Origin of the sequence: Flavobacterium pygoscelis, from assembly GCF_023162025.1 — a bacterium.
In the GTDB taxonomy this organism is placed as follows: domain Bacteria; phylum Bacteroidota; class Bacteroidia; order Flavobacteriales; family Flavobacteriaceae; genus Flavobacterium; species Flavobacterium pygoscelis.
This window is the reverse complement of record NZ_JALNUB010000003.1, coordinates 262812-287920: the sequence shown is the minus strand read 5'-3', so window position 1 is coordinate 287920 and position 25109 is coordinate 262812. Positions and strand designations below refer to the sequence as shown.

The window sequence follows — 25109 nt, the reverse complement described above, 5'->3', positions numbered from 1 at the left end:
TATCAGAGCGTTAGTAATGTTATTTTAGAATCGTTTGCTTTCTGTCTGGTCCTACAGAGACAATCTTAATAGGAACTTCAACTTCTTTTTCTATAAATTCAATATATTCTTTAAGCTCTTGCGGTAATTCATCATAAGTTGTCATACCAGTTAAATCTTGTTTCCATCCTTTGAACTCTTGGTAAACAGGAGTTACATTTTCTGGTTCGATGTTATAAGGAAAATGAGAAATTTTTTCTCCTTTATAATTGTATTCCGTACATACTTTTAGTGTTTCAAATCCAGAAAGGACATCACCTTTCATCATCATCAATTGGGTAACACCATTTACTTGAATCGCGTATTTAAGCGCTACTAAGTCTAACCAACCACAACGTCTTTGTCTTCCTGTTACAGATCCAAATTCATTTCCTACTCTTGCCATTGTTGCACCATCTTCATCAAAAAGCTCAGTAGGGAAGGGTCCGCTACCAACACGAGTGATATAAGCTTTGAAAATTCCAAAAACTTCTTTGATTTTGTTAGGCGCAATTCCTAAACCAGTACAAGCACCTGCAGCAGTAGTATTAGAAGAAGTAACAAATGGATATGTTCCAAAATCTACATCTAATAAAGAGCCTTGTGCACCTTCGCACAAGATAGATTTACCTGCTTTCTGTGCTTGGTGTAAATATTCTTCACTATCGATAAAATCTAATTTTTTTAAATCTTCAATTGCTTCAAAGAATTCTTTTTCTAATTCCGGTAAGTTGTATTGAATATCAACATCGTAAAAAGCAATCATCGCTTCATGCTTATCAGCCAAAGCTCTGTAACGATCAGCAAAATCTTCTAATTCGATATCTCCTACACGAATTCCGTTTCTACCAGTTTTGTCCATGTAAGTTGGCCCTATTCCTTTAAGCGTAGATCCAATTTTTGCTTTTCCTTTAGAAGCTTCCGAAGCTGCGTCTAATAAACGGTGCGTAGGTAAGATTAAATGAGCTTTTCTTGAAATAATTAATTTAGATTGTAGGTCTAAATTAAATTTAGCCAAACCATCAATCTCACTTTTAAAAACTACAGGGTCAATTACAACACCATTTCCAATGATGTTAATGTTGTTTCCGTGGAAAATTCCAGAAGGAATGGTTCTAAGTACGTGTTTTATTCCGTCAAATTCTAAAGTATGTCCTGCGTTTGGTCCGCCTTGAAAACGAGCAATAATGTCGTATTTTGAAGTTAGAACATCAACGATTTTTCCTTTCCCTTCATCTCCCCATTGTAATCCTAGTAATAAATCTACGGTCATTCTGTGTGTTATTTGTAGTTAATTTTTATATTTCGGAACCGTCTTGTTCCTCGTTCTTTTTTTGTTTTTTTACACCATATAGATACAAAGAATGATTGGTGATTTCTATATCAAAAATTTCTTCTATTGTTTTCTTAATAGTTTGAATTCTGGGATCACAAAACTCAATTACTTCACCTGTATCGGTCATAATAATGTGATCGTGCTGTTTGTCAAAGTACGATTTCTCATAATGAGCCTGATTTTGTCCAAACTGATGTTTTCGAACTAGAGCACAGTCAAGAAGCAATTCGATGGTGTTGTAAAGCGTTGCTCTACTCACACGATAGTTCTTGTTTTTCATTTTGATATAGAGATTCTCTACATCAAAATGTTCTTCGCTGTCGTAAATTTCCTGAAGTATTGCATAACGCTCAGGGGTTTTACGATGTCCTTTATTTTCAAGATACATTGTAAAAACATTTTTTACAATTTCTTGGTTTTTCGTGTTATCTATTGAAATGAGTGTCATATACTGGCAAAGGTAATTTTTTTAGTTTAAAGATTAAAGTTTCCCGTTTGTTAAGTTCAAAGTTTGTCCTTTTTCTAGGTTAAAAGATAAAAAATAAACAAATTTTTATGTTTTGTATTCGCGAGTTACTTTATCTACACCATCAATTTTTTTGATGTTACTGATCATTTTTTTCAAGATCGTATTGTTCTGTACAATTACAGTTACTTGACCATGAAAAATTCCAGCGTCGGTATTCAAAGCTATGCTTTGAATATTGACATGCATATTGTTTGAAATTACTTTTGTCAATTGATTGGTAAGTCCTAAAACATCCATTCCTGTAACGTTAATGATTGCTTTAAATTCTTCTTGCGATGAGTCAATCCATTTGGCAGGCATGATTCGATAAGCGTAATTAGATTGCATTCCTATCGCGTTAGGGCAATCTTTTTTATGCACTTTTATTCCCTCGTTAATCGTAACGAATCCAAAAACTTCATCTCCAGGAATTGGATTGCAACAAGGCGATAATTTATAATCTAATTTATCTTGTTCTTTCCCAAAAACAAGCATGTCATAGTTGCTACTTATTACTGGTCTTTGTATGTCCTCAATAGCCTGAGAGCTAGGAGAACGCTTGATTTTATTTTTGAAAAAGTTGATGAAGGTATTGCTCTTTTGAGCAGCATAATCTTTTAATTGTTGATTTTCTATGGCTCCAACTCCAACTCTGTAAAATAGATCTAAACTCGTTTTTAATTTAAAAAAGTTCACCAATTCATTAATAACTTGCTCGCTTAACGTTATTTTTAAGTGTTTTAATTTTCGAGTTAGGAGTTCTTTTCCTTCTTCACCAATTTTCTTAGTGTTTTCGTTTAAAACATTTTTGATTTTTGTTTTAGCTCTCGAAGTTGTCACATAATCAAGCCAGTTGATGGTTGGTTTTTGATGTTGTGAAGTAATCACTTCTATTTGGTCGCCACTTTTTAATTCAAAATTAAGAGGGACTAATTTTCCGTTTACTCGTGTTCCTCTTGTACGAATTCCTATTTCCGAGTGTATGCTAAAAGCAAAATCGAGTGAGGTTGCCCCTTTAGGAAGTGATTTAATTTCACCCTTAGGTGTAAATACAAAGATCTCTTTTGAATATAAATTCATTTTAAAATCTTCTACAAAATCTACTGCATTTGATTCAGAGTTTTCTAAAGCTTCTTTCAATAAATTAAGCCATACATCTAAACCACTTTCTTCTGTAGCTCCATTTTTATATTTGTAATGTGCAGCATATCCTTTCTCTGCAATTTCATCCATACGTTCACTTCGTACTTGCACTTCTACCCAACGTCCTTTGGGTCCCATTACAGTAATGTGTAAGGCTTCATAACCTGTAGATTTTGGTGAAGAAATCCAGTCTCGTAAACGGCTTGGACTCGGTCTATAATGATCCGTGACTATAGAGTATATTTTCCAAGCAATAAATTTCTCGTCGTGGGTGTTGGATTTGTATACAATCCGAAGTGCAAATTTATCGTAGACTTCTTCGAATCTTACGTTTTGAGCATGCATTTTTCTACGAATCGAATAGATCGATTTTGGTCGCCCTTTTATTATGTATTCGACACCTTCGTCGTCTAATGACTTTTTAAGTACATCAGAAATAGATTTTATATAATCGTCTTGTTCTTCTTTGGTTTCTTGTATTTTGCTAACAATTTCATTATAAATAGCTGGTTCTGTATACTTAAGACCTAGGTCTTCCAACTTTGTTTTGATGTTGTATAAGCCAAGTCTGTGCGCTAAAGGTGCGTAAATGTATAGTGTTTCAGAGGCTATCTTAACTTGTTTGTCCTCTCGCATCGATTCCATGGTTTGCATATTGTGCAAACGGTCGGCAAGTTTTATCAGAATAACGCGAACATCATCATTCAACGTTAATATCATTTTCCTAAAATTCTCTGCTTGCATAGAGATGTTTAAATCCTTTTGAACCAATGCTATTTTTGTAAGTCCTTCTACAATTTGAGCAAGTTTTGGATTAAACATATTGGCGATATCCTCAACCGTAGTTGGTGTATCCTCTACAACGTCGTGTAGCAATGCGGCAGCAATAGAGGTTGCTCCCAATCCTATTTCTGAGGCTACAATTTTAGCAACAGCAATGGGATGAAAAATATAAGCTTCACCTGATTTTCTTCGTTGGTCTTTGTGCGCTTCTACAGCCACATCAAATGCTTTGCGAATGAGTTTTTTATCCTCATCACTTAGTGTTTGATAGCTTATGCGCAGCAATTCTTTATATTCTTGAGCAATTGCTTTATTTTCTTTTTCTAGATCAATTTCTATCATACGGGTAGGATTCAATTCCTAAAAATAGAAATTTGTTAGGAGATATGCAAGGAAAAACGCTTTTCAATGCTTAAATATTAAATTACAATTTATCAAAACATTAGTCTATTTTACTAAAATCTAAATCTTGAAAATCATAACTAAAATCGGTTAGTTCAGAAATGGCTTTCATTGTCAATCGAGCTGCTTTTCCTGTTGCGTCATATTCAAAAAATAAATGAGCATCGGCATGAAAATAAGAATTGTTCCATTTTACAACATAATTACCTTCTTTATAGAAAAAAACTTCACCGGTAAGTTGTGGCGAACGTTTGGAAGCAAAATATAATTTCCCTTTCTTTTCTGAAATCGCTACTTCGCCAAACCAATTGTCCTTGTAGGTTCCTAAAATTCTCTTATAATCTTCTTTTACTTTATTTTTTTTGTTGGTAGCAATTGTCGCCCAGACAGCTTCTGTTTTTTTATCTGCAGATTCCTCCTTTTCTTTTAAACTCTTGCTGTAATTGGCAACATAATCTTCTGGTTGTATCCCTAAATAGCTATCTTTTATGGTATTTGTTATCGCTCTAAATGCCGCACCAGATTGCTGATTAGTCAAAACAATAATTCCTAAATTCAATTCAGGCAGTAAGGTAACTTGAGTAACAATTCCTTCTAATCCTCCAGTATGAGTTACTTGTTTGTATCCTTTTACATCACTCAAAAACCATCCTAATCCGTAACCACTAAAATGGGTATTATAAGGTGGTCTAGCATTTACCGGAATGATAGTTTGCAATTGCCACATTTCGTTGTGTTCTTTTTTTGAAAATAATTGCTTTTTATCTGCTCCATATTGTCCGTTATTCATTTGCATAATTGTCCATTTACTTAGGTCATTTACGCTAGAATAAATTCCGGCTGCTGCATCAAAAAGCTGATTTTGATAGCGCTTGATAACTTTTAGTTTTCCATCTATAGGCACATGAGGAGCTATAATGTTGGTGGTATCTTTTAGTCGTAAAAAAGAGGCCGCACTGTTATTCATTTCTAATGGTTTCATAATGCGTTGCTCGATAAAATCACACCAACTTAAACCACTAGCAACGTGAATAACTTCGCCAGCGACTATATAAAGTAAATTGTCGTAATCATATTGTGTTCTGAAAGCGGAAACTGGTTTTAAATATTGTAAATTCTGAATAATGTCTTGTGCTGTAAAATTACTTCCATCAGGCCAAATCATTAAGTCACCCGCACCAAGACCCAATCCGCTGCGGTGGGTTAGTAAATCACGAATCGTAAATTCATTAGTGACGTAATCATTATACATTTTGAAATTAGGAAGGTATTTAATGACTTTGTCGTCCCACTTCATTTTGCCCTCATCCACTAACATAGCTAAAGCTGCACTGGTAAAAGCTTTACTGTTTGAAGCTATTCCGAAAAGGGTATTGGCGTCTACTTTTTCTTTGGTCAAAATAGATTTAACACCGTATCCTTGAGCGTGAACAATTTTTCCATCTTTGACAATGGCAACTGCAATTCCGGGAACGTTAAAAGTTTTTAAAGTGCGATTTACTAATTCGTCGACTTGTGTCGAACTCATTTGTGCAAAAGTGCTCACACTAAAACTGATTAATAATAAGGCTAAGATATTTTTTCTCATCTTTTTTAATTTAAAATTAATTATTTAAAATTTCTCTGTCTTTTGGCTTCAAAAATCAAAACTGCAGCAGCAACAGAAACGTTCATAGAATCGATTTCACCTTGCATAGGAATGATGATGTTTTGTGTTGCTTCTTTTCGCCATTCTTGGGTTAAACCAGTAGCTTCTGTGCCCACTACTAATGCTGTTGGAGCAGTATAGTCTTGTGTGTGGTATGCAGTCGAATTTTGTAACGTAGCACAATAAAAATTGATGTTTCGTTCTTTTAAAAAAGCAATTATTTCTGATGTTGTTCCCGTGGCGATTTGTCTCGTAAAAAGGCAACCTACGCTAGAACGCACAATATTAGGGTTGTATAAATCGCTTTTTGGATTGGCAATGATTACTGCGTCTAGATTTGCCGCATCGGCAGTTCTTAATAACGCACCAATATTTCCTGGTTTTTCTGGCGCTTCGGCAACAAGTATTAATGGATTATTTGATAATTTTAAATCAGATAATTGTAGTGCTTTTGTTTTGGCTATAGCCAAAATCCCTTCGGTGGTATCTCGATAGGCGAGTTTTTGATAGACTTCTTTGTTGATTTCTATCAGCTCCGCATTATTTGATAATTCACGAGCTTCTGACTCTGAACATATTTCTGGAAAAAACAGTAGTGTTTCTATTTCGTAAGCTCCTTTTATGGCTATAGCAATTTCACGTTTTCCTTCCATCAAAAAAGTTCCCGATTGTCTGCGCGCCTTCGCTTTTTCTTGTAATAGCACTAAAGATTTTATGTATGAATTTTGTATCGAAGTGATTTGTTTCAAAGCTTTCAACTATTTAATTAATAGCTACAAATATACACAGAGAAAATCCAGTTTTTGTGATCGGGTTCGAATATTTATTTAGAATAAGTAGAATCTTTAATTAAGAGAGTTTCCAACTGATTTGACGCGTATTTTAGTTATTTTTGTACGATTTTCAAAACTCAAACTTCCAAAATAAATGTTTCAAATACTGGATATCATTGGTACAATGGCATTTGCCATGTCGGGCGCATTAACCGCTATGAATAAAAAGATGGATCCTTTTGGGGTTTTTATTATTGCATTCGTTACTGCGGTTGGTGGCGGAACCCTGCGAGATGTTTTAATAGGAAGAACTCCAGTAGGTTGGATGCTGGATCTAAAGTATGTTTATGTTATAGGAATTAGCTTTGTGTTGGCGGTTATTTTTAGAAAAAAATTCGATAAATTGCGTACTTCGTTGTTTTTGTTTGATACCATCGGATTGGGTGTGTTTACATTGATAGGTCTTGAAAAAGGAATAAACACCGGACTTCATCCTGTTATTTGTATTGCATTAGGGACAATGACTGCGTGTTTTGGAGGTGTGATTCGTGATATATTATGTACCGAAATCCCCGTTATTTTTAGAAGAGAAATCTATGCTACCATATGTATTTTAGGAGGAACTGTCTTCTTCTTACTTCGAAAATTAAATTTAGATAATGATATTTTATACTTGACTACCTCATTGGTTATTATCTCTGTGCGTTTGATGGCTGTAAAATTTAGATGGTATTTACCTACTTTAGAAAACAAATAAAAAAATGGTCACTTTCACTAAGTCTAAAATAAAATATTGAAAAACTATTCTCTTAAACAATACCAAGAAAACGATTATCTAAACTGGAATGCCTTTATTGGTCAAGCCAAAAACGCAACTTTTTTATTTCATCGTGATTTTATGGAATACCATAAAGATCGATTTAAGGATTTCTCATTGATGGTCTACGATGATCAAAAACTGGTCGCTGTTTTACCTGCGAATCGTGTAGGGGATTCTGTTTATTCCCATCAAGGCCTGACTTATGGTGGATTAGTATATTCGTCTAAAATAAATGCTGAGCAACTAGCACCTATTATTGAAGCTTTGTTATCTTTTTTGAAGCAAAAAGGATTTTTATATTTCTATTACAAACCAATTCCCTCTTTTTACACTTATAGGGGAAATCAAGAAGCTGATTTTTTCTTATTTAAAAAAGGAGCCTTTGTGTTAAAAAAGGAAATGAATTTAGCTATAAATCTAAGTCTGCCTCTAAAAATTTCAAAAAGTAAATTAAAACACTTTAGAAAAATAGAAATGGACGATTTAGACTTAGTCGAAGAACAGCAATTAGATGCTTTTTGGCAATTAGTATTAGAGCCACGTCTAAAAGAAAAATACAATGCAAAACCCGTTCATACTTTAGCCGAAATAACACAATTAAAAAATAGGTTTCCAGATAATATCAAGCAATTTTCAGTGTATCATGAAAATAAAATTATTGCTGGAATTACCCTATTTGAAACTCCTACAACTGTTAAGTCTCAGTATGGCGCAACTACCAATAGAGGGGAAAGCCTTCGTGCTTTAGATTTTTTATTCATCAACTTGATACAAAAGTATAAGCAAGAAGGAAAGCTTTTTTTTGATATGGGTATTGTAAATGAAGATAATGAAAGCGGATATCATGCTGGACTTTTAAAACAAAAAGAAGAGTTGGGTTGTTCCGTTTATAGTCAAGATTTTTATAAAATGAATCTGATATGATACCATTTTTAGATTTAAAAAAGATAAATGAACCTTTTGAAACTGCTTTTCATGAAAAATTAAAATCAGTTTTAGAAAGCGGTTGGTATGTTTTAGGAAATGAAGTTAAAACATTTGAAACCCAATTTGCTAACTATTGCGGCGCAAAACATTGTATTGGTACAGGCAATGGATTAGACGCTTTAGTGTTGCTTTTTAAAGCATATATTGTTTTAGGTAAATTGCAAAAAGGCGATGAAGTTATTGTACCCGCAAATACTTATATCGCTAGTATTTTGGCTATTTTACAAGCCGATTTAGTTCCGGTTTTGGTCGAGCCAAAAATAGAAACCTATAATATCAATCCAGATTTAATTAGTGATAAAATCAATTCTAGAACTAAGGCGATTTTAGCAGTTCATTTGTACGGACAATTAGCTGATATGGATGCAATAAATACCATTGCTACTCGGCATAATTTAATTGTTGTAGAAGATGCTGCGCAAGCTCATGGTGCTAAAGCAAATCAAAAAACAGAAACAATAAATCAACAAGCTGCAATTGCTTATAGTTTTTATCCAGGTAAAAATTTGGGTGCATTAGGCGATGCAGGAGCAGTAGTAACAAACAATTCTGAATTGGCTAAAGTAATTTGTTCTCTTCGAAATTATGGTTCTAAAACCAAATATTACAATGATTTTGCAGGTGTAAATTCAAGATTAGATGAATTACAAGCGGCTTTTTTAAATATAAAATTGCCTTATTTAGAGGCTGATAACGATAAACGACGTTCTATTGCAAAATGCTATTTATCAGAAATAAAAAACGATAAAATTATATTGCCGTTTTATGATAATTCGGTAAATCATGTTTTTCATTTATTTGTAATTCGTACTACTTACAGGAATGAATTACAAAGTTATTTGACTGAGAATGGAATAGAAACGGTTATTCATTATCCAATACCTCCACACAAACAAAAAGCATTAGCCTCTTTTAATAATTTATCTTTTCCTATTACCGAAAAAATTCATGATCAAGTATTGAGTCTGCCATTAAATCCAACTTTAACTATAGAGCAGGTGAGTTTTATTATAAAAAAAGTAAATGAATGGATCTAGTACAAAGTAGTATTTAAATAAAAGTGGAAATAGAAAGAAAGGAATCACAGAAAACCATTTTAAAAGCCACAGGAGTTTTTGGCTTTTCACAAGTATTAAAAATTCTTGTTGGGTTGGTTGGCTCTAAATTTGTCGCTTTGTTTTTAGGAATTACCGGCGTTGGTATTATAGGACTTTTACAAAATATGATGTCCATAATTACTGCTGTAACAGGATTTGGTATTAGTATAAGTGGTGTACGAATGGTATCATTATCACATTCTAAGAATGATATAGAAGAATTTTCAAGAACAGTTGTAGTCCTTAAAAGAGCTGCTATAGTGACAGGATTTTTTGGTTTTTTAGTGACTTTTGTACTTGCAAATAATTTAAGTATTTGGACTTTTGGATCAGAAGCATATGCTAATTGGTTTTACGTTTTGTCTTTTAATTTAATTTTCTCCAGTTTAGCAGTCCATAAAATGGTGCTTTTGCAAGGCACTCGCTCCATAAAAAAAATCGCTTTTTCCTCGGTTGTCTATTCGGTTGTATTAACTCTAATTACTATTCCTATCTATTATTTATTTAGATTAGATGGTATTGTAGCTGTTTTGCTTTTGTCTGCCATTTTGAATTATCTAGTAAATTGGTTTTTTTCAAGAAAGATTAAAGTAATTCCGGTTCAAGTAAGTATCAAAGAAACGATATCACGCGGTAAGGAGATGATACAATTGGGGTTTTTACTCTCTGTAAATGTAATTTTCGGGCAAATAACGGCTTACTTACTTAAACTTCATTTCAATTTTCAGCATGTTTCAGAGCCTATTTTAGGATTGTATGTCGCTGCTTCTACGATACTGATTACCTATGTTGGGCTGATTTTTAATGCTATGTGTACTGATTTTTATCCTCGATTGACCATCGTACAAAAAGATAATGCAAAAGTTAAAGACTTGGTGAATGATCAAATTGAAGTGGGCTTATTGCTTATTACGCCACTTATTTTAGTATTTTATCTTTTAGCGCCCTTTGTAATCAGAATATTGTATTCTAGAGATTTTATTGCAGTAGTTTTGATTCTTAAATTGGCATTATTAGCCATAATTATTAAGGCGATAATGTGGCCACTTGCTTTTATAATTTTAGCAAAAGGGGAAAAGAAATTGTATTTTATACAAGAATTATTGTCAGATACAATGAATATTGGATTTACTATTTTATTCTATAACTATTTAGGTTTAGTAGGTATTGGTCTGGCCTTACTGCTAAATTACATTCTTTATGGTTTGTATGTTTATTATATTGTGAAGAAGAAATTTGAATTTAATTTTCGAAAAAATACTTTTATAATTATTTGTAAATCAATAATTTTAGGAGTTGTAGCTTCTATAGTTGTTTTTTGGATTGATTATCCTAATGCTTGTTGGATTTTGATTATACTTTGTTTTTATTCATTTTATTTATCTTATATAGAATTTGATAAAAGAATAGATATTAAAAGCTATTTAGCAAATTTTAGAAGTAAATTTTAATAATTAAAACTATTTATACCGCTCTATCAGTTAGTACAAAGTTTTTGCTCTAACCTTCAAATCTAGAAAAACATACTTAGTGAGCAATAAAAAATCACGCGTGTGAAAAGCTATTTTCATTTCTACTCGAATGCGTTTCAGCATGGCCTTAAATTCCTCTTTGTTTTGATTTAAAATAAAAACCTTTTGCAAAATAAGATAAGTCGAGTAATTGAAACGACGTGTTTTCGAATTGTTTTTTTGTAGCAATAAAGTGTACATAGAATTATTCAACTTTCTTTTCTGAACTAAAATTTTATCGATAAAATCAAAATTATAAACTCTTGAAGCCCGAATCCACAAATCAAAATCTTCGTAGGCTAAATTCTCATCGTAACCATTGAGCTTGTCAAAAACTTCTCGTTTTACTAAAGCAGCTACGGAGCAAAGTTTTGTTTTACCATTTAATAAATTAATATAAATGTTACCAGTAGGTTGTAGAGCAACTCCTTTTCTATTTTTGTCAGTTTCAAAATAGTCGTGAATGTGTTGTCCTTTTTCTGAAATCCATTCCGCATTACCATATACTAATCCAAGATTTTTATACGTGCTTTCAGCAAATCCTTTCAATTGTTTTGTGATGCAGTCTGGTTGTAATACATCATCAGCAGCAAGATCTATTATATATTCTCCGTTAGCTAATTTTAAACACTGATTAAAGGTTTTAGTATTTCCTCTATTTTGAGTATTAAAAATAAACGGAATATCAGAGTGGTTTTTCAGCCAGCTTTCAATAACTTTTTGCGAGTTATCGGTACTGCAATCATCTGCTATAATTAGCTCTACGTTGCTATGAGTTTGGTTAATTACAGAATCTAAAGCTTCAACAACAAATGATGCGTGATTATAGCACAAACAAATTACGGTAACTAGCGGATTTTTGTGCATTAAGTTGAGGTAGGAGTTTTATATTTGTTACGAAAATAATAATTCAATGTTGGTAAAGCAAGGCAAAACGACTAAAATAGCGCTCATAGGATATACACTTGCTGATGGCGGTTTAGAGCGTGCCTTTAGTTCGTTATCGCAGTTGTTACACGATTCCTATTTTGAGGTTCACGTTATCGTTTTAGAAAATAAAGTAGCTTATCCTTATTATGGTACTTTAATTAATTTTGGGAAATATTCTAAATTTCAGAAATACTTCAAACTGAAAAAATATTTAAACAAACAACAATTTGACTACATCATAGATTTTAGGTACCGAATCAATCCGTTGATGGAATTGGTTTTTTTATATTACCTCTATTTTGGTTTTAAATTTATTTATACGATTCACAGTAGTGTTTTAGAACATTATTTTACTTCAAGTAAAGGGATAGCAAATCAAATTTTTAGTAAAGCTTTTAAGATTGTGTCAGTTTCGAGTGAAATGAATGCTATAATCAAAAAAAAATATGGTTTTGAAAAAGGGATTGTAATTTCAAATGTTAACAACAAAATAATGAATTCGGAAGCTAGTTTGCCTTTTAAATATTGTCTTGCAATAGGAAGATTAGTGTCATTGAAGCAATTTGATCAATTGATTACAACCTATTGTAAAAGTGATTTGCCAAATAGTGAAATTCATTTAGTAATTATAGGAGAAGGAGAGGAGAAAGACCGTTTGCAAAAACTGATTCAAGAAAGTCAATATTCAAATTATATTCATCTTTTGGGTTTTAAAGAAAATACCTTATTTTATTGTAAAGAAGCTCTTTTTTTAGTTTTAACAAGTAATTATGAAGGGTTTCCAATGGTTATTTTAGAAGCTTTATCTGTTGGTACGACCGTAATTTCTTTTGATTGTAAAACGGGACCAAGCGAACTAATAACGAATGAAGAAAATGGTCTTTTAGTAGACAATCAGGATTTTGAAGCTTTGAAAATCGCAATGAATAGAATGCTATATGAAAAAGTACTTTATACCTATTGCAAAGAAAATACAAAAGGATCTGTAGCTAAATTTTCATCGGAAAAAATTTCTCAAAAATGGATAACGTTACTAAAAAGTAAAACCGAATAAAAAATGAATGTAGAATTTATTTCGATTCCAAAAATTGAAGATAATCGCGGAAATATATCTGTTATTGAACATGATGTTTTGCCTTTTGAAATGAAGCGAGTTTACTATTTATATGATGTACCAAGTGCAGCAGAACGCGGAGGACATTCACATAAAACACAAAAAGAGTTTCTTATCGCGCTAAGTGGCAGCTTTGATGTGGTACTTAATGATGGAAAAGAAAAACGAACAATTACATTAAACAAACCTTTTGAAGGGTTGTTAATAAATCAAGGAATTTGGAGAGAACTCAATAACTTTTCGTCTGGTAGTGTTTGTTTAGTAATCGCTTCGGCAGTATTTGATGAAGATGATTATATCAGAGATTTTGATCAATTTATAGCCTATAAATTATTTAGTGATAGATAGAAAATTCTATACCATTGTTGCGCAGGATGATTTTGATTTTTTTGAGAAAAGTTAAAATTATTCTGGGTGTGTAAAACAGTATTTTACTTTTTAAACTGATGTTTTCTGGATTAATCTGTTGGTATAAATTTTTGGCAATGTTTTTTTTATTTGCCATTTTGTATTGCAGCGCATATTCTATCCGATATAAATCTAGGTATTTTTTAAGACTGGAATGTTGTTTTTCAGCTTCTTTATAAAAACTAAAATCTTTTGTCTTTTTATTAAAAATAGATTGTTTAGATAAACTATCCCTTACGAAATGCAAGTAAGATACAGTAACGGAGTTACCAATAACTACTGAATATTCTAATGCAATTCTTATCCACATATCCATATCTTCTCCAATATTTATTGCAGTATCAAAGTTTCCTATTTTTTCAAAAACGCTTTTAGGAACAGCAACGCTTGAGGAGGTTGCAACAGCATAATGCAAACTCGATTCAAAATAATCAGTTATAATTCCGCTGTATTCCGCATTAATATTTTGATAATTCGGAGTGTAAATACTTTGGTTCTGGAAAATTAATTTATAGCGTGACGCAAAAATTCCAGCTTCTGGATGCCTGTCAATAAGAGATTTTAATGCGGATAAATGAGAGGGTAACCATAAATCATCAGCGTCTAAAAATGCAATGTATTTTCCTTTTGAATGTTGAATTCCGTAATTCCTTGCTGCCGAAACGCCTTCGTTTAATTTTGATAAATAAATAATCCTAGAATCATTGAATTCCTCAACTATTTGTTCACTTTTATCAGTCGATCCGTCGTTGATAATAATTATCTCGTAATCATTAAAAGTTTGATTCAAAACACTGTTTAAAGTATTTTGAATAAAATTTTCTTTGTTAAAAAGTGGGATTACAACGGAGAATAAAGGCATTTATTTTTTTATTAAGACAACAAAAATAGGTGATTTTATAGTGACTTTTGATTGAGATTTTTTTGTAAATTAATCAAGTTGAGTATTTTATAATCAAGAAAAGAATTAATATTAAATTATTCGTTTCTAACACCAATACTACCTTGTTTTTTGCTTGAAATGGAACACAAATAGCCTATTCGGAAAATATTAAAAAGAAGTAAATTAGGATTTTCTCCAATAAGATTCTTTAAAATGAATTTGCTGAAAACGGAGTATGTTTTAGTAATTATAAATTTTACTTTAGTTTTTTCTATAAAAACATACAGCTTTATTAATCGCACAAAATCACGATTTATTTTTTGGTGTTCGTATAGTGAAAGTAAATTTTCTATCGATTCTTTCGTTTTAATAATATATTCCAAATTGGTATCAATTGCGCCATGTTTAATTGGGTTATCTATGTGCAAGACGCTTATTTTTAGTAAACTTAGTTGATAGGAAAGTTGGGTGTCGTCATGACCGTATTTTTTTAAATCAGAATCAAATTTCACTTTGTCGAAACATGATTTTTTAATAATCGTATTGTTAAAGAGTATGGACTGATAAGGCTTTTTTGATCTATTGATAGCTATTTTATCTTCAATAAAACGCCCGTATTTCCATCGTAATTTCTGATTTTTACTTGGACATTTTTCAGGATGTATCCTTCCGCCATAGATAACTTCAAAATTACATAGATTAGAAATGTAAATTTGAATGTAATTTGGGGAAATAATTATAGAGTCGCCATCGATAAATAATAAGTAATCATATTTTGCTTTTGCAGCCAATGAATTTCTATTTTCACGATGGGCAATGTTTTTTTTTAAAGTTATAAAAGAACTATTGGTTAAGGAATTTACCGCTTCGTTGATCTGATTTAGTGGTGAATTTGAGGCATCATCCTGACACAGAATTTCAAAAATTATTCCACATTCCAAACATTGTTTATGTAATTCCTGAACTAAAGGATAAACGTTGTAATTGTATATCGGAATAAGAATGGAGAGCATTATGCTGTTCTCTGCTGTATCACTTCAAAAATCTTAGAGTCTTCACATTTCAATGTTTTGAAAGGAAATTTCATTAATAAAGCATAATCATGAGTTGCCATAATAATGGTTTTTCCATTGGCATTAATTTTCTTTAAAACCTCTAAAACTTCTACACTTGTCTGTGGGTCAAGATTTCCTGTAGGTTCATCAGCAAGAATTAGTTCGGGATCATTTAGTAGTGCACGAGCAATAGCAACACGCTGTTGTTCTCCTCCGGAAAGCTGATGTGGCATTTTTCTGCCAAAATCTCTCATTCCTACTTTATTTAAAACTTCTTCAATTTTATTTTGCATGTCTTCAATATCTGTCCAGCCTGTTGCTTTTAGGACAAAAAGCATGTTGTCATCAATATTGCGATCTGGTAATAATTTAAAATCTTGAAAAACAATGCCTATCTTTCTTCTTAAAAAAGGAATGTCATTTTCTTTTAAGGTGGCTAAATCAAAACCGACAATCGATCCTTCTCCTTCAGTCAAAGTTAAATCAGCGTACAAAGTTTTCATTAAGCTACTTTTTCCAGAACCTGTTTTTCCTATGATGTAAAGGAATTCTCCATGATTTACCTCCAGATTAACTTCTGTTAAAACAGTTTTTTCTTCTTGATAAATAGTTACATTTTTTAAAGACAGTACGGATTGTGACATAATTTGCTTTTGTTTATGGGGTAAAAGTAATAAGATAACGGTTCTATTCAAAATAAATTCTATTGTATTCTGTAGAATTTAAAAAATTAAAAGTATTATTTGTTAGGCAGGATATTTGATACTAAGAATGCTATGCTTAAAAACGCAAAAAAGCCATCTGTAAAATTTGGTATCATAATAAAAGTTAATTTTGATTCGTTATAGAGTGTGGAATATAATATATTTGAATTATTAAAATAAAATCACAATGCGTAAATTTTCCTGGTTGTACTTCTTTTCTTGTTTTATTATAACCGTTGCTGTTTCGGCACAAAAATCAACTATTTATACCCATGAATTAAAAGATTTTAACAAAGCAGTTTATTTGTTCAAAGATCAACAATATGCTTCGGCTCAATTAATTTTTGATAAAGTAAAAGAAACCGCAACTACCGAAGAATTAAAATCAGATTGTGCCTATTATGCTGCAAATTGCGCCATTCGTACCAATCAGTCTAACGCTGATGAATTGATGGAGCGATTTGTATCGGATTATCCAACAAGTGTTAAGCAAAATCAAGCCTATATAGAGGTAGCGCATTATCATTTTAGCCAAGGTAATTATCCTCAAGCCCTACAGTGGTTTGATAAAGTAGATGAGAGCAGTTTGAGTTCTAGTGACCGAGATCAGTTTAATTTTCAAAAAGGATATAGCTTCTTCAACGCTAAAAAGAAAAAAGAGGCAACTACCTATTTTAATAAAGTAGTAAACTCTAAGGAATATGGATCGCAAGCCAAATATTACTTAGGTTTTATGGCTTATGAAGGAGACGATTACAAGCAAGCAACCAAGTATTTTGATGAAGTTTCGGGCGAGGAGAAATACAAGGAGAAACTTTCTTATTACCAGGCAGATATGAATTTTAAATTGGGTAATTTTCAGAAAGCAATAGATTTAGGTCAAAAAGCGATGCCAAACTCAAACGCCATGGAAAAATCTGAATTGAATAAAATCATTGGGGAAAGCTATTTTAATCTTAAAAAATATGATGCTTCTATTCCTTATTTAGTAGCCTATAAAGGTAAAAAAGGAAAATGGAACAATACCGATTATTACCAGTTAGGATATGCTTATTACCAACAAAAAGAGTTTGAAAATGCTATTTCTCAATTCAATAAAATCATTGGAGGAAAAGATTTTGTTGCGCAAAATGCCTATTATCATTTAGCCGAAAGCTATTTAAATACGGATAAAAAGCCACAAGCATTAAATGCTTTTAAAAATGCATCCGAAATGGATTATGATTTAGCAATTCAAGAAGACGCTGCTTTAAATTATGCAAAGCTGAGTTATGAATTGGGTAATTCGTATCAAAGTGTGCCTTCAATCTTACAAGCTTTTTTAACTAAATATCCCAATAATGCCAATCGTTCAGAGGTGGAGAAATTAGTAATTGACTCTTATATTTCATCAAAAAATTATAAAGAAGCACTCGTTTTATTAGAAAAAAATAAAGCGGCAGAAAATAAATTAGCTTATCAAAAAGTATTGTTTTACAGAGGATTAGAATTATATAATGATGGTGACTATAATGATGCTTTAAAGATGTTTGTTAAGGCTACAACAGAGCAAAAAGATCCTGTTTTTACAACTAAAGCTCTTTTTTGGAAAGGAGAAACGGAATATGTTCTGAATGATTTTAAAGAAGCTTTACTAAGTTACAAACAGTTTGCTGGATCAACTCAAGCTTCAAAAACACCAGAATTTAAAAATTACAATTACAATATTGCTTACACTTATTTTAAACTAAAAGAGTACGATCAGGCGGGAAATTATTTTCAAACTCAGATCGAAAAATCCTCATCTGATAAAGTTCGTTTGAGTGATTCTTATTTGCGTTTGGCAGATTGTCGTTTTGTAACTTCAAAATACAGTCAAGCTGTGGATGCTTACAATAAGGTAATAGAATCAAAAAGTATTGATGCTGATTATGCTTATTTTCAAAAAGCTATTTCTTATGGATTTATGTCAAAAATGGATAAAAAAATTGAGGAGTTGAATTCCTTTATTCAATTATATCCAAAATCAGAGTACAAAGATGATGCACTTTTTGAATTGGCTAATACTTATGTTGCTGAAAATAAAAACGATTTGGCAATTAAAACCTATGAAAGATTAAATGTCGAATTTAAAAAAGGATCTTTTATATCAAGAGCAGTTTTGCGTCAAGGATTAGTTTATTACAATACTGATAAATATGAGCAAGCATTATTGAAATTCAAGAATGTTGCGGCAAATTTTCCGCGTACACCAGAAGCTTTAGAAGCTGTTGCTACAGCCCGTTTGATTTATGTAGACAGCGGTAGAGTAGATGAATATGCCAATTGGGTTCGAACTTTAGATTTTGTTGCAGTAACAGATGTTGAACTCGATAATGATACTTATGAAGCTGCTGAAAAACAATTTCAGCAAAATAATGTCAAACAAGCAATTACTGGCTTTACCAGTTATATCAACCAGTTTCCTAAAGGAATTCATGCTTTAAAAGCGAATTATTTTCTAGCTCAATCTTATTTTGGTGAAGGTTCTGAAAGTAAAGCAATTCCTTATTATGAATATGTAATAGCGCAATCGACTACCGAATTTACAGAACAATCGTTATCCCGATTAGCTCAAGTTTTTCTAAAAAATAAACAAACAGACAAAGCCATTCCTGTTTTATTGCGTTTAGAAAGTGAAGGAGATGTAGCGCAGAATGTCACCTATGCACAATCAAATTTGATGAAATCGTATTATGCGATGAAGGATTATCCAAAATCTGTGTTGTATGCTGAAAAAGTTTTGACGAATCCTAAAACCGATGATAAAGTAAAAAGTGATGCCCAAATTATTGTTGCAAGAGCTGCTATAGAAAGTGGTGATGAAGCAAAAGCAAAAGTAGCTTATGCTAAATTAATGACTATTGCCAAAGGAGAACTAGCGGCAGAGGCTTTGTATTATGATGCTTATTTTAAAAATAAAGAAGGAAATTATGATGCCTCTAATACAGCAGTTCAAAAATTAGCTAAAAATTATTCTAGTTATAAATATTTTGGTGCAAAAGGCTTGGTTTTAATGGCGAAAAATTTCTACGGATTAAAAGATAGTTTTCAGGCAACTTATATATTAGAGAATGTGATTAAAAACTTTACCGATTATTCTGATGTGGTTGCTGATGCCAAAACAACATTAGATTTTATTAAAACAGAAGAATCTAAAACGAATTCGTCAGTAGGAAAGTAATTTCTAATCAATTGATGATGTTTAAAATTTAGTATTTGTTTCAACCTAATTAAAGTCAAAATAATCCTCTAATGACAATACCTTTTTACATAGTAGATGTTTTTGCAGAAGAAAAATATAAAGGAAATCAATTGGCCGTTTTCTTAAATGCGGAGAGTTTAACTGACGCTCAGATGTTGCAGATTGCACGTGAAACAAATTTTGCCGAGAGTACTTTTATTACTGCTATAAAAGATGAAATAGCAACGATTAGAATTTTTACGCCACAACATGAAATGCAATTTGCTGGTCATCCCATAATTGGTACTTCGTGGTTACTGATGAATAAGATAATAGATAACTGCGGTCAAGATATTACTGTTTTGGTTCCTGTTGGTTCCATTTCTGTTCGACAAGAAGAAGATTTAGTTTGGTTGCAAGCAGCACAGCCGGAGTTTCTAGCAACCTTTTCAGCAACGGATTTTCTGTCATTTACTAATTTAAGTTCAGCTGATTTAGATACAGAATTTCCTATTCAAGAAGTAACAACAGGAAGTGCATTTGTACTTGTTCCAGTTAGAAATATACAAGCATTAAAAAATCTAGTTCTTAATCAGGACAAAATGGATAAATGGTTGCGTGAAAATTGTCAAACGGATCACCGAGCATTTTACTTTTTTTGTGTAGAAGATAATAAAATTAGTAGCAGAATGCTGTGTGTAGAGAACAATCGACTTATTGAGGACGCTGCCACAGGAAGTGCTAGCTCTTGTTTGCAAGCTTTTCTTTTAAAGTATCATCAATCAGAAATTAATACCATCAATTATCAAGGTGATTTTATTAATAGACCTTCACAGATTCATTTCAAGGGGAGTTTAGCAGATAATCAGTATGATATAAAAATTGGCGGTAAGACAAAATTTGTTGCCAAGGGAAAATGGGAAGTTTAAAATAAAGTATAAAAATTATACTTAAAATAAAAAAAAATAAAAGATGACATTTAAAGATTTAAAAATTAAAATGGTACCAAATAATACATTAACATTTTTAGCACCTTGTATTTCAAGTAGAGTTGGATTAGGGATTTTATTTTTATTGATTTCTCAATTTTCATTTGCTCAAAAGAAAGAACAGATTGGAAATGAAACTGTAAATGTCGTAAAACCTTATACTCCAAAAATTTCAGATGCTTCTAAAGTGAAGGAAGTGGGAGAGTTAGATGATGAGGGGAATACTAAGAAAGAAGTGGTAAAATATACTATTTTTTCTTTTCCTGTTGCTTCAACATTTACTCCATCAAAAGGAAAAGCAGAAGGTGTTGAAAAAGAAAAACAAGTACACTTATTCAAGAATTACGCTACTTTAGGTTTGGGTAATTACGGAACTTTAATAGGAGAATTATTTGTGAACCACGATCTGAGTAATACGGATTATGTTGGTGGTATGTTTAGACATCACTCTTCGCAAGGAGGCATTAAGGAAGCTCGATTAGACGATCGATTTTACGATACTTCACTCGATTTAATGTACGGTTCGAATCAAAAAGATATATCTTGGAATTTAGATTTAGGAATGCAAAACCAAATATATAATTGGTACGGACTGCCAGTTAATTTTGCTAATACACTTTCGTTGGATGATAGAAGAAGTCTGATAAACAGTATTGATCCAAAACAAGCTTACACTACTATTTCATTAGGTGGTAATGTTGCGTTTAGTGACGGTATTGTAAATAAAGTAAGCTTGAAGTACAACCATTTTACAGATATATTTAATTCTTCCGAGAATAGATTTTTTATTAAGCCAACGGTAGCTTTTGATGTTGTGGATAGTGCTGTTAAGACAGATTTTATTGTGGATTATGTTGGTGGAAGTTTTGAAAAAAACTACCTCAATAATGTACAGCCTTTAAAATATGGTTTTACTAATTTTGGAGTTTCTCCAAGTTTTGTAATGCTAGAACAAGACTGGACACTTACCATTGGTGCTGCTATTTTTTACAGCCTAGATAATCAAAATAGTAATAATAAGTTTTTAGTATATCCAAAATTCAATGCTTCCTATAAAGTCGTGGGAGATTTAATGATTTTTTACGCTGGGGCTGAAGGAGATTTAAAACAAAATTCATATCAAGATTTTGTGGGTGTAAATCCGTTTTTATCACCAACATTATTTGTTGCCCCTACAGACCAGCAATATGATATTTTTGCAGGGTTAAAAGGTAAATTATCTAATAATGTTAGTTACAATGTTAGAGGTTCTTATACAAACGAGAGAAATAAAGCGTTGTTTAAAAGTAATATTCATGATGAAAACCCAAGTAATGAAAATTATGAATATGGAAACTCCTTTCAGGTAGTTTATGATGATATGAGAACTTTGCGTTTTTATGGCGAATTGAAAGCTGATTTTTCAGATAATGTGACCTTTGGTGTCAACGGAAGTTTTAGCAGTTTTAAAAATGCTTCACAAAATGAAGCTTGGAATTTGCCAACAGTAAAAGTAAATTCAAATCTTGATTTTAATATTACTAAAAAATGGTTCGCTGGTGTAAATGTTTTTTATGTTGGAGAGAGAAAAGATTTTACAGTAATAGATTTTCAACCAATGTATAAGAAAGGTATTGTAACTTTAAAATCTTACTTTGATTTAAATGCTAATTTAGGGTACAATTATAGTGATCGATTAACAGGATTTATTAGAGCAAATAACATTACAAATAGTGGTTACCAAAAATGGCAAAATTATCCTGTACAAGGATTTCAATTGGTTTTGGGTGCTAATTATAAATTTGATTTTTAAAGTAATTATTTTTTAAACAGCATAAAAACAAAACAGGCTACCTTTTGGGTAGCCTGTTTTGTTTTAGAGTACTATTTATTTTGTAAAAGGAATAGCGACTCTCATTTTGTCCCATCCTAAATTAAGTACGATCTCTTTATCCGTTTTAGTAAAAACCATGGCAAATGCATCAATATAATCATCTGCTATTGTTACAGGAATGTTTAACCGAGCGACATCATTTTTTGCATTGTAGGTATAAGCACCCCAAACATTTTTATCTTTATTTATAATTACGGTCCATTCTTTTTCACCTGGAATCGTATAAAGAGTATAAACTCCCGCTTTTATTTTAGTTTTTCCAAGATACATATCTGTGTAAAAGTTTATTTCAGCAGCTTCGTTAGCTCCCGTTCTCCATACTTTTCCATTAGGAGCTAGTTCGCTAAGACTACGTCCTTTTAGTTGAGGACGGCTGTATAGCACTCGTACAGTTTTGTTTGCATCTTTGTAATCATTAGGGAACCAAGCAGCATCCAGAGGGCTTTTGTCTAAGTCTGGAAATTTTTGTGCATTTATAGAATTAGATAAAAGCATCATAAGTGCGCAGATTGCCGAGGCAATAATTCTAGATTTTCTCATAGTCTTTTTGATAAGTTAATAGTTATTTGTAAAGTTAGAGATTCTTATTCAAGTTTCATAATGAAGCAGACTCGGTTTTAGAAAAATTGTGTACCTCTCAAATAATAGGCTAACTTTGTTTTTTAGAGTTAAGAAGAGAAAAAAATAAATCCTATAATTCTTGATTTGTATTAAAATTTTAATGTAAAAAATATGACATTCAAACAAAAAATTTATAATTATTATGTACAATTGGTACAAGACAAAATAGATGCTTTTAGAGACATGATTGCAGCATTAACGGAAGATTCTAAAAATGACGCTAAAGGTTCTGCTGGAGATAAACACGAAACAGCTTTGTCTATGATGCATATCGAACAAGAAAAACTTAATTCTAAATTACGAGAAGTACTCACTCAAAAATCAGTTTTAGACAAAATAGATGCGCTAACAATTGCTGAAAATATTATTGTTGGAAGTTTAGTCAAAGCCAACGGAATTTACTTGTATCTTAGTTTGGCTTTACCAAAAATCACTATTGACGGAATCAATGTTATTGCGCTATCACCTCAGTCTCCGCTAGGAAAACATCTGATGGGAAATAAGGTTGGTTTTGAATTTGAAATAAATAATACAAAATACACGATACAAGAAATAGTATAAGTTCCTTATTTTGTAAACTCAAAAAAATCAAATCAATGAAACAAATTACACTACTTCTTTCTTTATTTTTAGTTTTTTCTTGTAATCAAAACCAAAAAAAAACTGTAGATACCATAATTACACATGCCACAATTTATACCGTTGATAAAACGTTTAGTACCGCTACAGCGATGGCAATTAGTGAAGGGAAAATTGTAGCCATTGGAACGGACTCTGAAATTCAAAACGTGTATGAATCTAAAAATACAATTGATGCAAAAGGAAAGTTTATTTATCCAGGACTAATAGATGCCCATTGTCATTTTTATGGTTTTGGTTTAAGTTTACAAGAAGTAGATTTGCGAGGTACTCGAAGTATGAAAGAAGTAATTGCTCGCATAAAGGCTTTTCAAAAAGTAAAAAAATCAGACTTTATTGTTGGTAATGGCTGGGACCAAAACAATTGGGTAGAAAAACAATTTCCTACAAAAGAAGAGTTAGACGCAGAATTCCCTGATATTCCTGTAGTATTAAATAGAATTGATGGGCATGCTATAATTGTGAATAGTAAAGTATTAAAATTGGCAGGAATTACTAAAGATACGAAAGCAGTGGGTGGTCAAATTGAAATTAAAAATGGAGAACCAACTGGTATTTTAATCGATAATCCCATGGATTTGGTTTTTAAAATAATACCAAAACCAAATCGTAAAACTCAAATTGCAGCTTTAGTAGATGCTGAAAAAAACATGTTTCATTATGGATTAACTACCGTGAATGATGCCGGTTTAGACCCTGATGTTATTCACTTGATTGATAGTTTACAAAAAGTAAAGGTTTTGAAAATTAATGTTTATGCCATGATTTCTGCCAATCAAAAAAATATTGATCTGTATTTAAAAAAAGGAATTTACAAAACCAATTCTTTAGATGTGCGTTCTTTTAAGCTTTTTGGTGATGGTGCTTTAGGTTCTCGTGGCGCTTGTCTTCATAAAGAATATTCGGATATGGCTAAACAATATGGTGCTCTATTATCTTCGCCTTCAGAGTTAAAAGGAATTGCAAAACAAATTGCAGCATCAGATTTTCAATTGAATTCGCACGCGATAGGAGATTCTGCCAATACTGTTTTATTGAAAATTTATAAAGAAGTTTTGAGAGGAAAAAAAGACCGCCGTTGGAAAATTGAACACGCTCAGATTATAAGAGAGCAAGATTTTGATTATTTTAAATTAGGTATTATTCCTTCAGTACAACCTACTCATGCTACCTCTGATATGTATTGGGCAGGAGAAAGACTAGGTAAAGAGCGATTAAAGAATGCTTATGCATATAAAAAATTGTTGCAAAAAGCAGGAATTATAGCATTAGGGACTGATTTTCCTGTAGAACAAGTAAATCCTATGCTGACCTTTCATGCAGCTGTAGCTAGAAAAGACAGCAAAAATTATCCTAAAGGAGGATTCCAAATAGAAAACGCTCTGAGCAGAGAAGAAACATTAAAAGGGATGACAATATGGGCTGCTTATTCAAACTTTGAAGAAAAAGAAAAAGGAAGCTTAGAAGTAGGAAAGTGGGCTGATTTTGTAATTTTCGATCAGGATTTAATGAAGGTAAATGAAGATCAAATTGTTAAAATACTTCCTAAAGCAACTTACATAAAAGGAGCTAAAGTAAACTAGATAAATTGTTAATAATGATAATTTATAATTTGCAGTGGCGTTTTCGTAGGTTGTAAATTATATATACTGCGTTAATTAGTAT

21 protein-coding genes are annotated in these 25109 nt (G+C 31.8%); 11 read left to right on the top strand and 10 right to left on the bottom strand.

Features of this window, described 5'->3' with window-relative positions:
* Nucleotides 1-19 precede the first annotated feature (19 nt).
* The 5 genes from MW871_RS05750 to MW871_RS05730 all read right to left on the bottom strand — a co-directional run bounded on the left by MW871_RS05750 (nt 20) and on the right by MW871_RS05730 (nt 6587).
* Nucleotides 20-1291, bottom strand: a complete 1272-nt coding sequence (locus tag MW871_RS05750) for an adenylosuccinate synthase (RefSeq protein ID WP_210645620.1) — start codon at nt 1289-1291, stop codon at nt 20-22.
* A gap of 25 nt (nt 1292-1316) precedes the next feature.
* Nucleotides 1317-1802: a Fur family transcriptional regulator gene (locus tag MW871_RS05745; RefSeq protein WP_188050117.1), complete on the bottom strand. Its 486-nt coding sequence runs from the start codon at nt 1800-1802 to the stop codon at nt 1317-1319.
* Nucleotides 1803-1907: 105 nt separating this feature from the next.
* On the bottom strand, nt 1908-4130 hold the full coding sequence (locus MW871_RS05740) for a RelA/SpoT family protein (RefSeq protein ID WP_248427909.1): 2223 nt from the start codon (nt 4128-4130) through the stop codon (nt 1908-1910).
* Nucleotides 4131-4230: 100 nt separating this feature from the next.
* Nucleotides 4231-5778 carry a serine hydrolase gene (locus MW871_RS05735; RefSeq protein WP_248427908.1) on the bottom strand — a complete coding sequence of 516 codons (1548 nt, stop codon included), beginning with the start codon at nt 5776-5778 and terminating at the stop codon, nt 4231-4233.
* A 20-nt stretch (nt 5779-5798) separates the two neighbouring features.
* Nucleotides 5799-6587 carry a TrmH family RNA methyltransferase gene (locus tag MW871_RS05730; RefSeq protein ID WP_248427907.1) on the bottom strand — a complete coding sequence of 263 codons (789 nt, stop codon included), beginning with the start codon at nt 6585-6587 and terminating at the stop codon, nt 5799-5801.
* A gap of 178 nt (nt 6588-6765) precedes the next feature.
* Between MW871_RS05730 and MW871_RS05725 the strand changes: the two genes are divergently transcribed.
* From MW871_RS05725 to MW871_RS05710, 4 genes are read left to right on the top strand one after another with little or no spacing between them, the layout of a single operon-like run.
* Complete coding sequence (locus MW871_RS05725; protein ID WP_248427906.1) at nt 6766-7368, top strand: trimeric intracellular cation channel family protein; 603 nt, start codon at nt 6766-6768, stop codon at nt 7366-7368.
* A gap of 36 nt (nt 7369-7404) precedes the next feature.
* Entirely contained in the window at nt 7405-8355 is a 951-nt protein-coding gene (locus tag MW871_RS05720; protein WP_248427905.1) for a GNAT family N-acetyltransferase, read from the top strand.
* Nucleotides 8352-9455: a DegT/DnrJ/EryC1/StrS family aminotransferase gene (locus tag MW871_RS05715; RefSeq protein WP_248427904.1), complete on the top strand. Its 1104-nt coding sequence runs from the start codon at nt 8352-8354 to the stop codon at nt 9453-9455. The genes MW871_RS05720 and MW871_RS05715 overlap by 4 nt, the downstream gene beginning before the upstream one ends.
* Before the next feature lie 23 nt (nt 9456-9478).
* Nucleotides 9479-10966 (top strand): oligosaccharide flippase family protein, encoded by a 1488-nt coding sequence (locus MW871_RS05710; protein WP_248427903.1) that lies wholly within the window; start codon nt 9479-9481, stop codon nt 10964-10966.
* Between the two features lie 30 nt (nt 10967-10996).
* Here the strand turns inward: MW871_RS05710 and MW871_RS05705 are convergent, their stop codons facing one another.
* A complete protein-coding gene (locus MW871_RS05705; protein ID WP_248427902.1) occupies nt 10997-11893 on the bottom strand; it encodes a glycosyltransferase family 2 protein in 897 nt (298 codons plus the stop codon).
* A 46-nt stretch (nt 11894-11939) separates the two neighbouring features.
* Here MW871_RS05705 and MW871_RS05700 point away from each other — a divergent pair, with 46 nt between their 5' ends.
* Together MW871_RS05700 and MW871_RS05695 are read left to right on the top strand one after the other, a co-directional pair.
* Complete coding sequence (locus MW871_RS05700) at nt 11940-13010, top strand: glycosyltransferase (protein ID WP_248427901.1); 1071 nt, start codon at nt 11940-11942, stop codon at nt 13008-13010.
* A 3-nt stretch (nt 13011-13013) separates the two neighbouring features.
* Nucleotides 13014-13418, top strand: coding sequence for a sugar 3,4-ketoisomerase (locus MW871_RS05695; protein WP_248427900.1), 405 nt, complete (start codon nt 13014-13016; stop codon nt 13416-13418).
* Here MW871_RS05695 and MW871_RS05690 read toward each other — a convergent pair.
* The 3 genes from MW871_RS05690 to MW871_RS05680 form a co-directional block, all read right to left on the bottom strand.
* Nucleotides 13405-14340, bottom strand: coding sequence for a glycosyltransferase family 2 protein (locus MW871_RS05690; RefSeq protein WP_248427899.1), 936 nt, complete (start codon nt 14338-14340; stop codon nt 13405-13407). The genes MW871_RS05695 and MW871_RS05690 overlap by 14 nt on opposite strands.
* Nucleotides 14341-14456: 116 nt before the next feature.
* Nucleotides 14457-15374: a glycosyltransferase family 2 protein gene (locus tag MW871_RS05685; RefSeq protein ID WP_248427898.1), complete on the bottom strand. Its 918-nt coding sequence runs from the start codon at nt 15372-15374 to the stop codon at nt 14457-14459.
* A complete protein-coding gene (locus MW871_RS05680) occupies nt 15374-16060 on the bottom strand; it encodes a cell division ATP-binding protein FtsE (RefSeq protein ID WP_188050132.1) in 687 nt (228 codons plus the stop codon). Before MW871_RS05680 ends, MW871_RS05685 begins: the two co-directional genes overlap by 1 nt.
* Nucleotides 16061-16307: 247 nt before the next feature.
* Here MW871_RS05680 and MW871_RS05675 point away from each other — a divergent pair, with 247 nt between their 5' ends.
* The 3 genes from MW871_RS05675 (at nt 16308) to MW871_RS05665 (ending at nt 22103) form a co-directional block, all read left to right on the top strand.
* The gene (locus tag MW871_RS05675) at nt 16308-19322 is read left to right on the top strand and encodes a tetratricopeptide repeat protein (RefSeq protein ID WP_248427897.1); all 3015 of its coding nucleotides are present in this window, start codon (nt 16308-16310) and stop codon (nt 19320-19322) included.
* A 71-nt stretch (nt 19323-19393) separates the two neighbouring features.
* Nucleotides 19394-20251 carry a PhzF family phenazine biosynthesis protein gene (locus tag MW871_RS05670; protein WP_248427895.1) on the top strand — a complete coding sequence of 286 codons (858 nt, stop codon included), beginning with the start codon at nt 19394-19396 and terminating at the stop codon, nt 20249-20251.
* A gap of 43 nt (nt 20252-20294) precedes the next feature.
* On the top strand, nt 20295-22103 hold the full coding sequence (locus tag MW871_RS05665) for a TonB-dependent receptor (protein ID WP_248427894.1): 1809 nt from the start codon (nt 20295-20297) through the stop codon (nt 22101-22103).
* A gap of 75 nt (nt 22104-22178) precedes the next feature.
* Here the strand turns inward: MW871_RS05665 and MW871_RS05660 are convergent, their stop codons facing one another.
* Nucleotides 22179-22724, bottom strand: a complete 546-nt coding sequence (locus tag MW871_RS05660; protein WP_188050135.1) for a DUF2911 domain-containing protein — start codon at nt 22722-22724, stop codon at nt 22179-22181.
* A gap of 192 nt (nt 22725-22916) precedes the next feature.
* On the opposite strand from MW871_RS05660, the gene MW871_RS05655 reads away from it, so the two are divergent.
* Both MW871_RS05655 and MW871_RS05650 read left to right on the top strand, forming a co-directional pair.
* On the top strand, nt 22917-23366 hold the full coding sequence (locus MW871_RS05655; protein ID WP_248427892.1) for a GreA/GreB family elongation factor: 450 nt from the start codon (nt 22917-22919) through the stop codon (nt 23364-23366).
* 35 nt (nt 23367-23401) lie between these two features.
* Nucleotides 23402-25027, top strand: coding sequence for an amidohydrolase (locus MW871_RS05650; RefSeq protein ID WP_248427890.1), 1626 nt, complete (start codon nt 23402-23404; stop codon nt 25025-25027).
* The last annotated feature ends 82 nt before the right edge of the window (nt 25028-25109 follow it).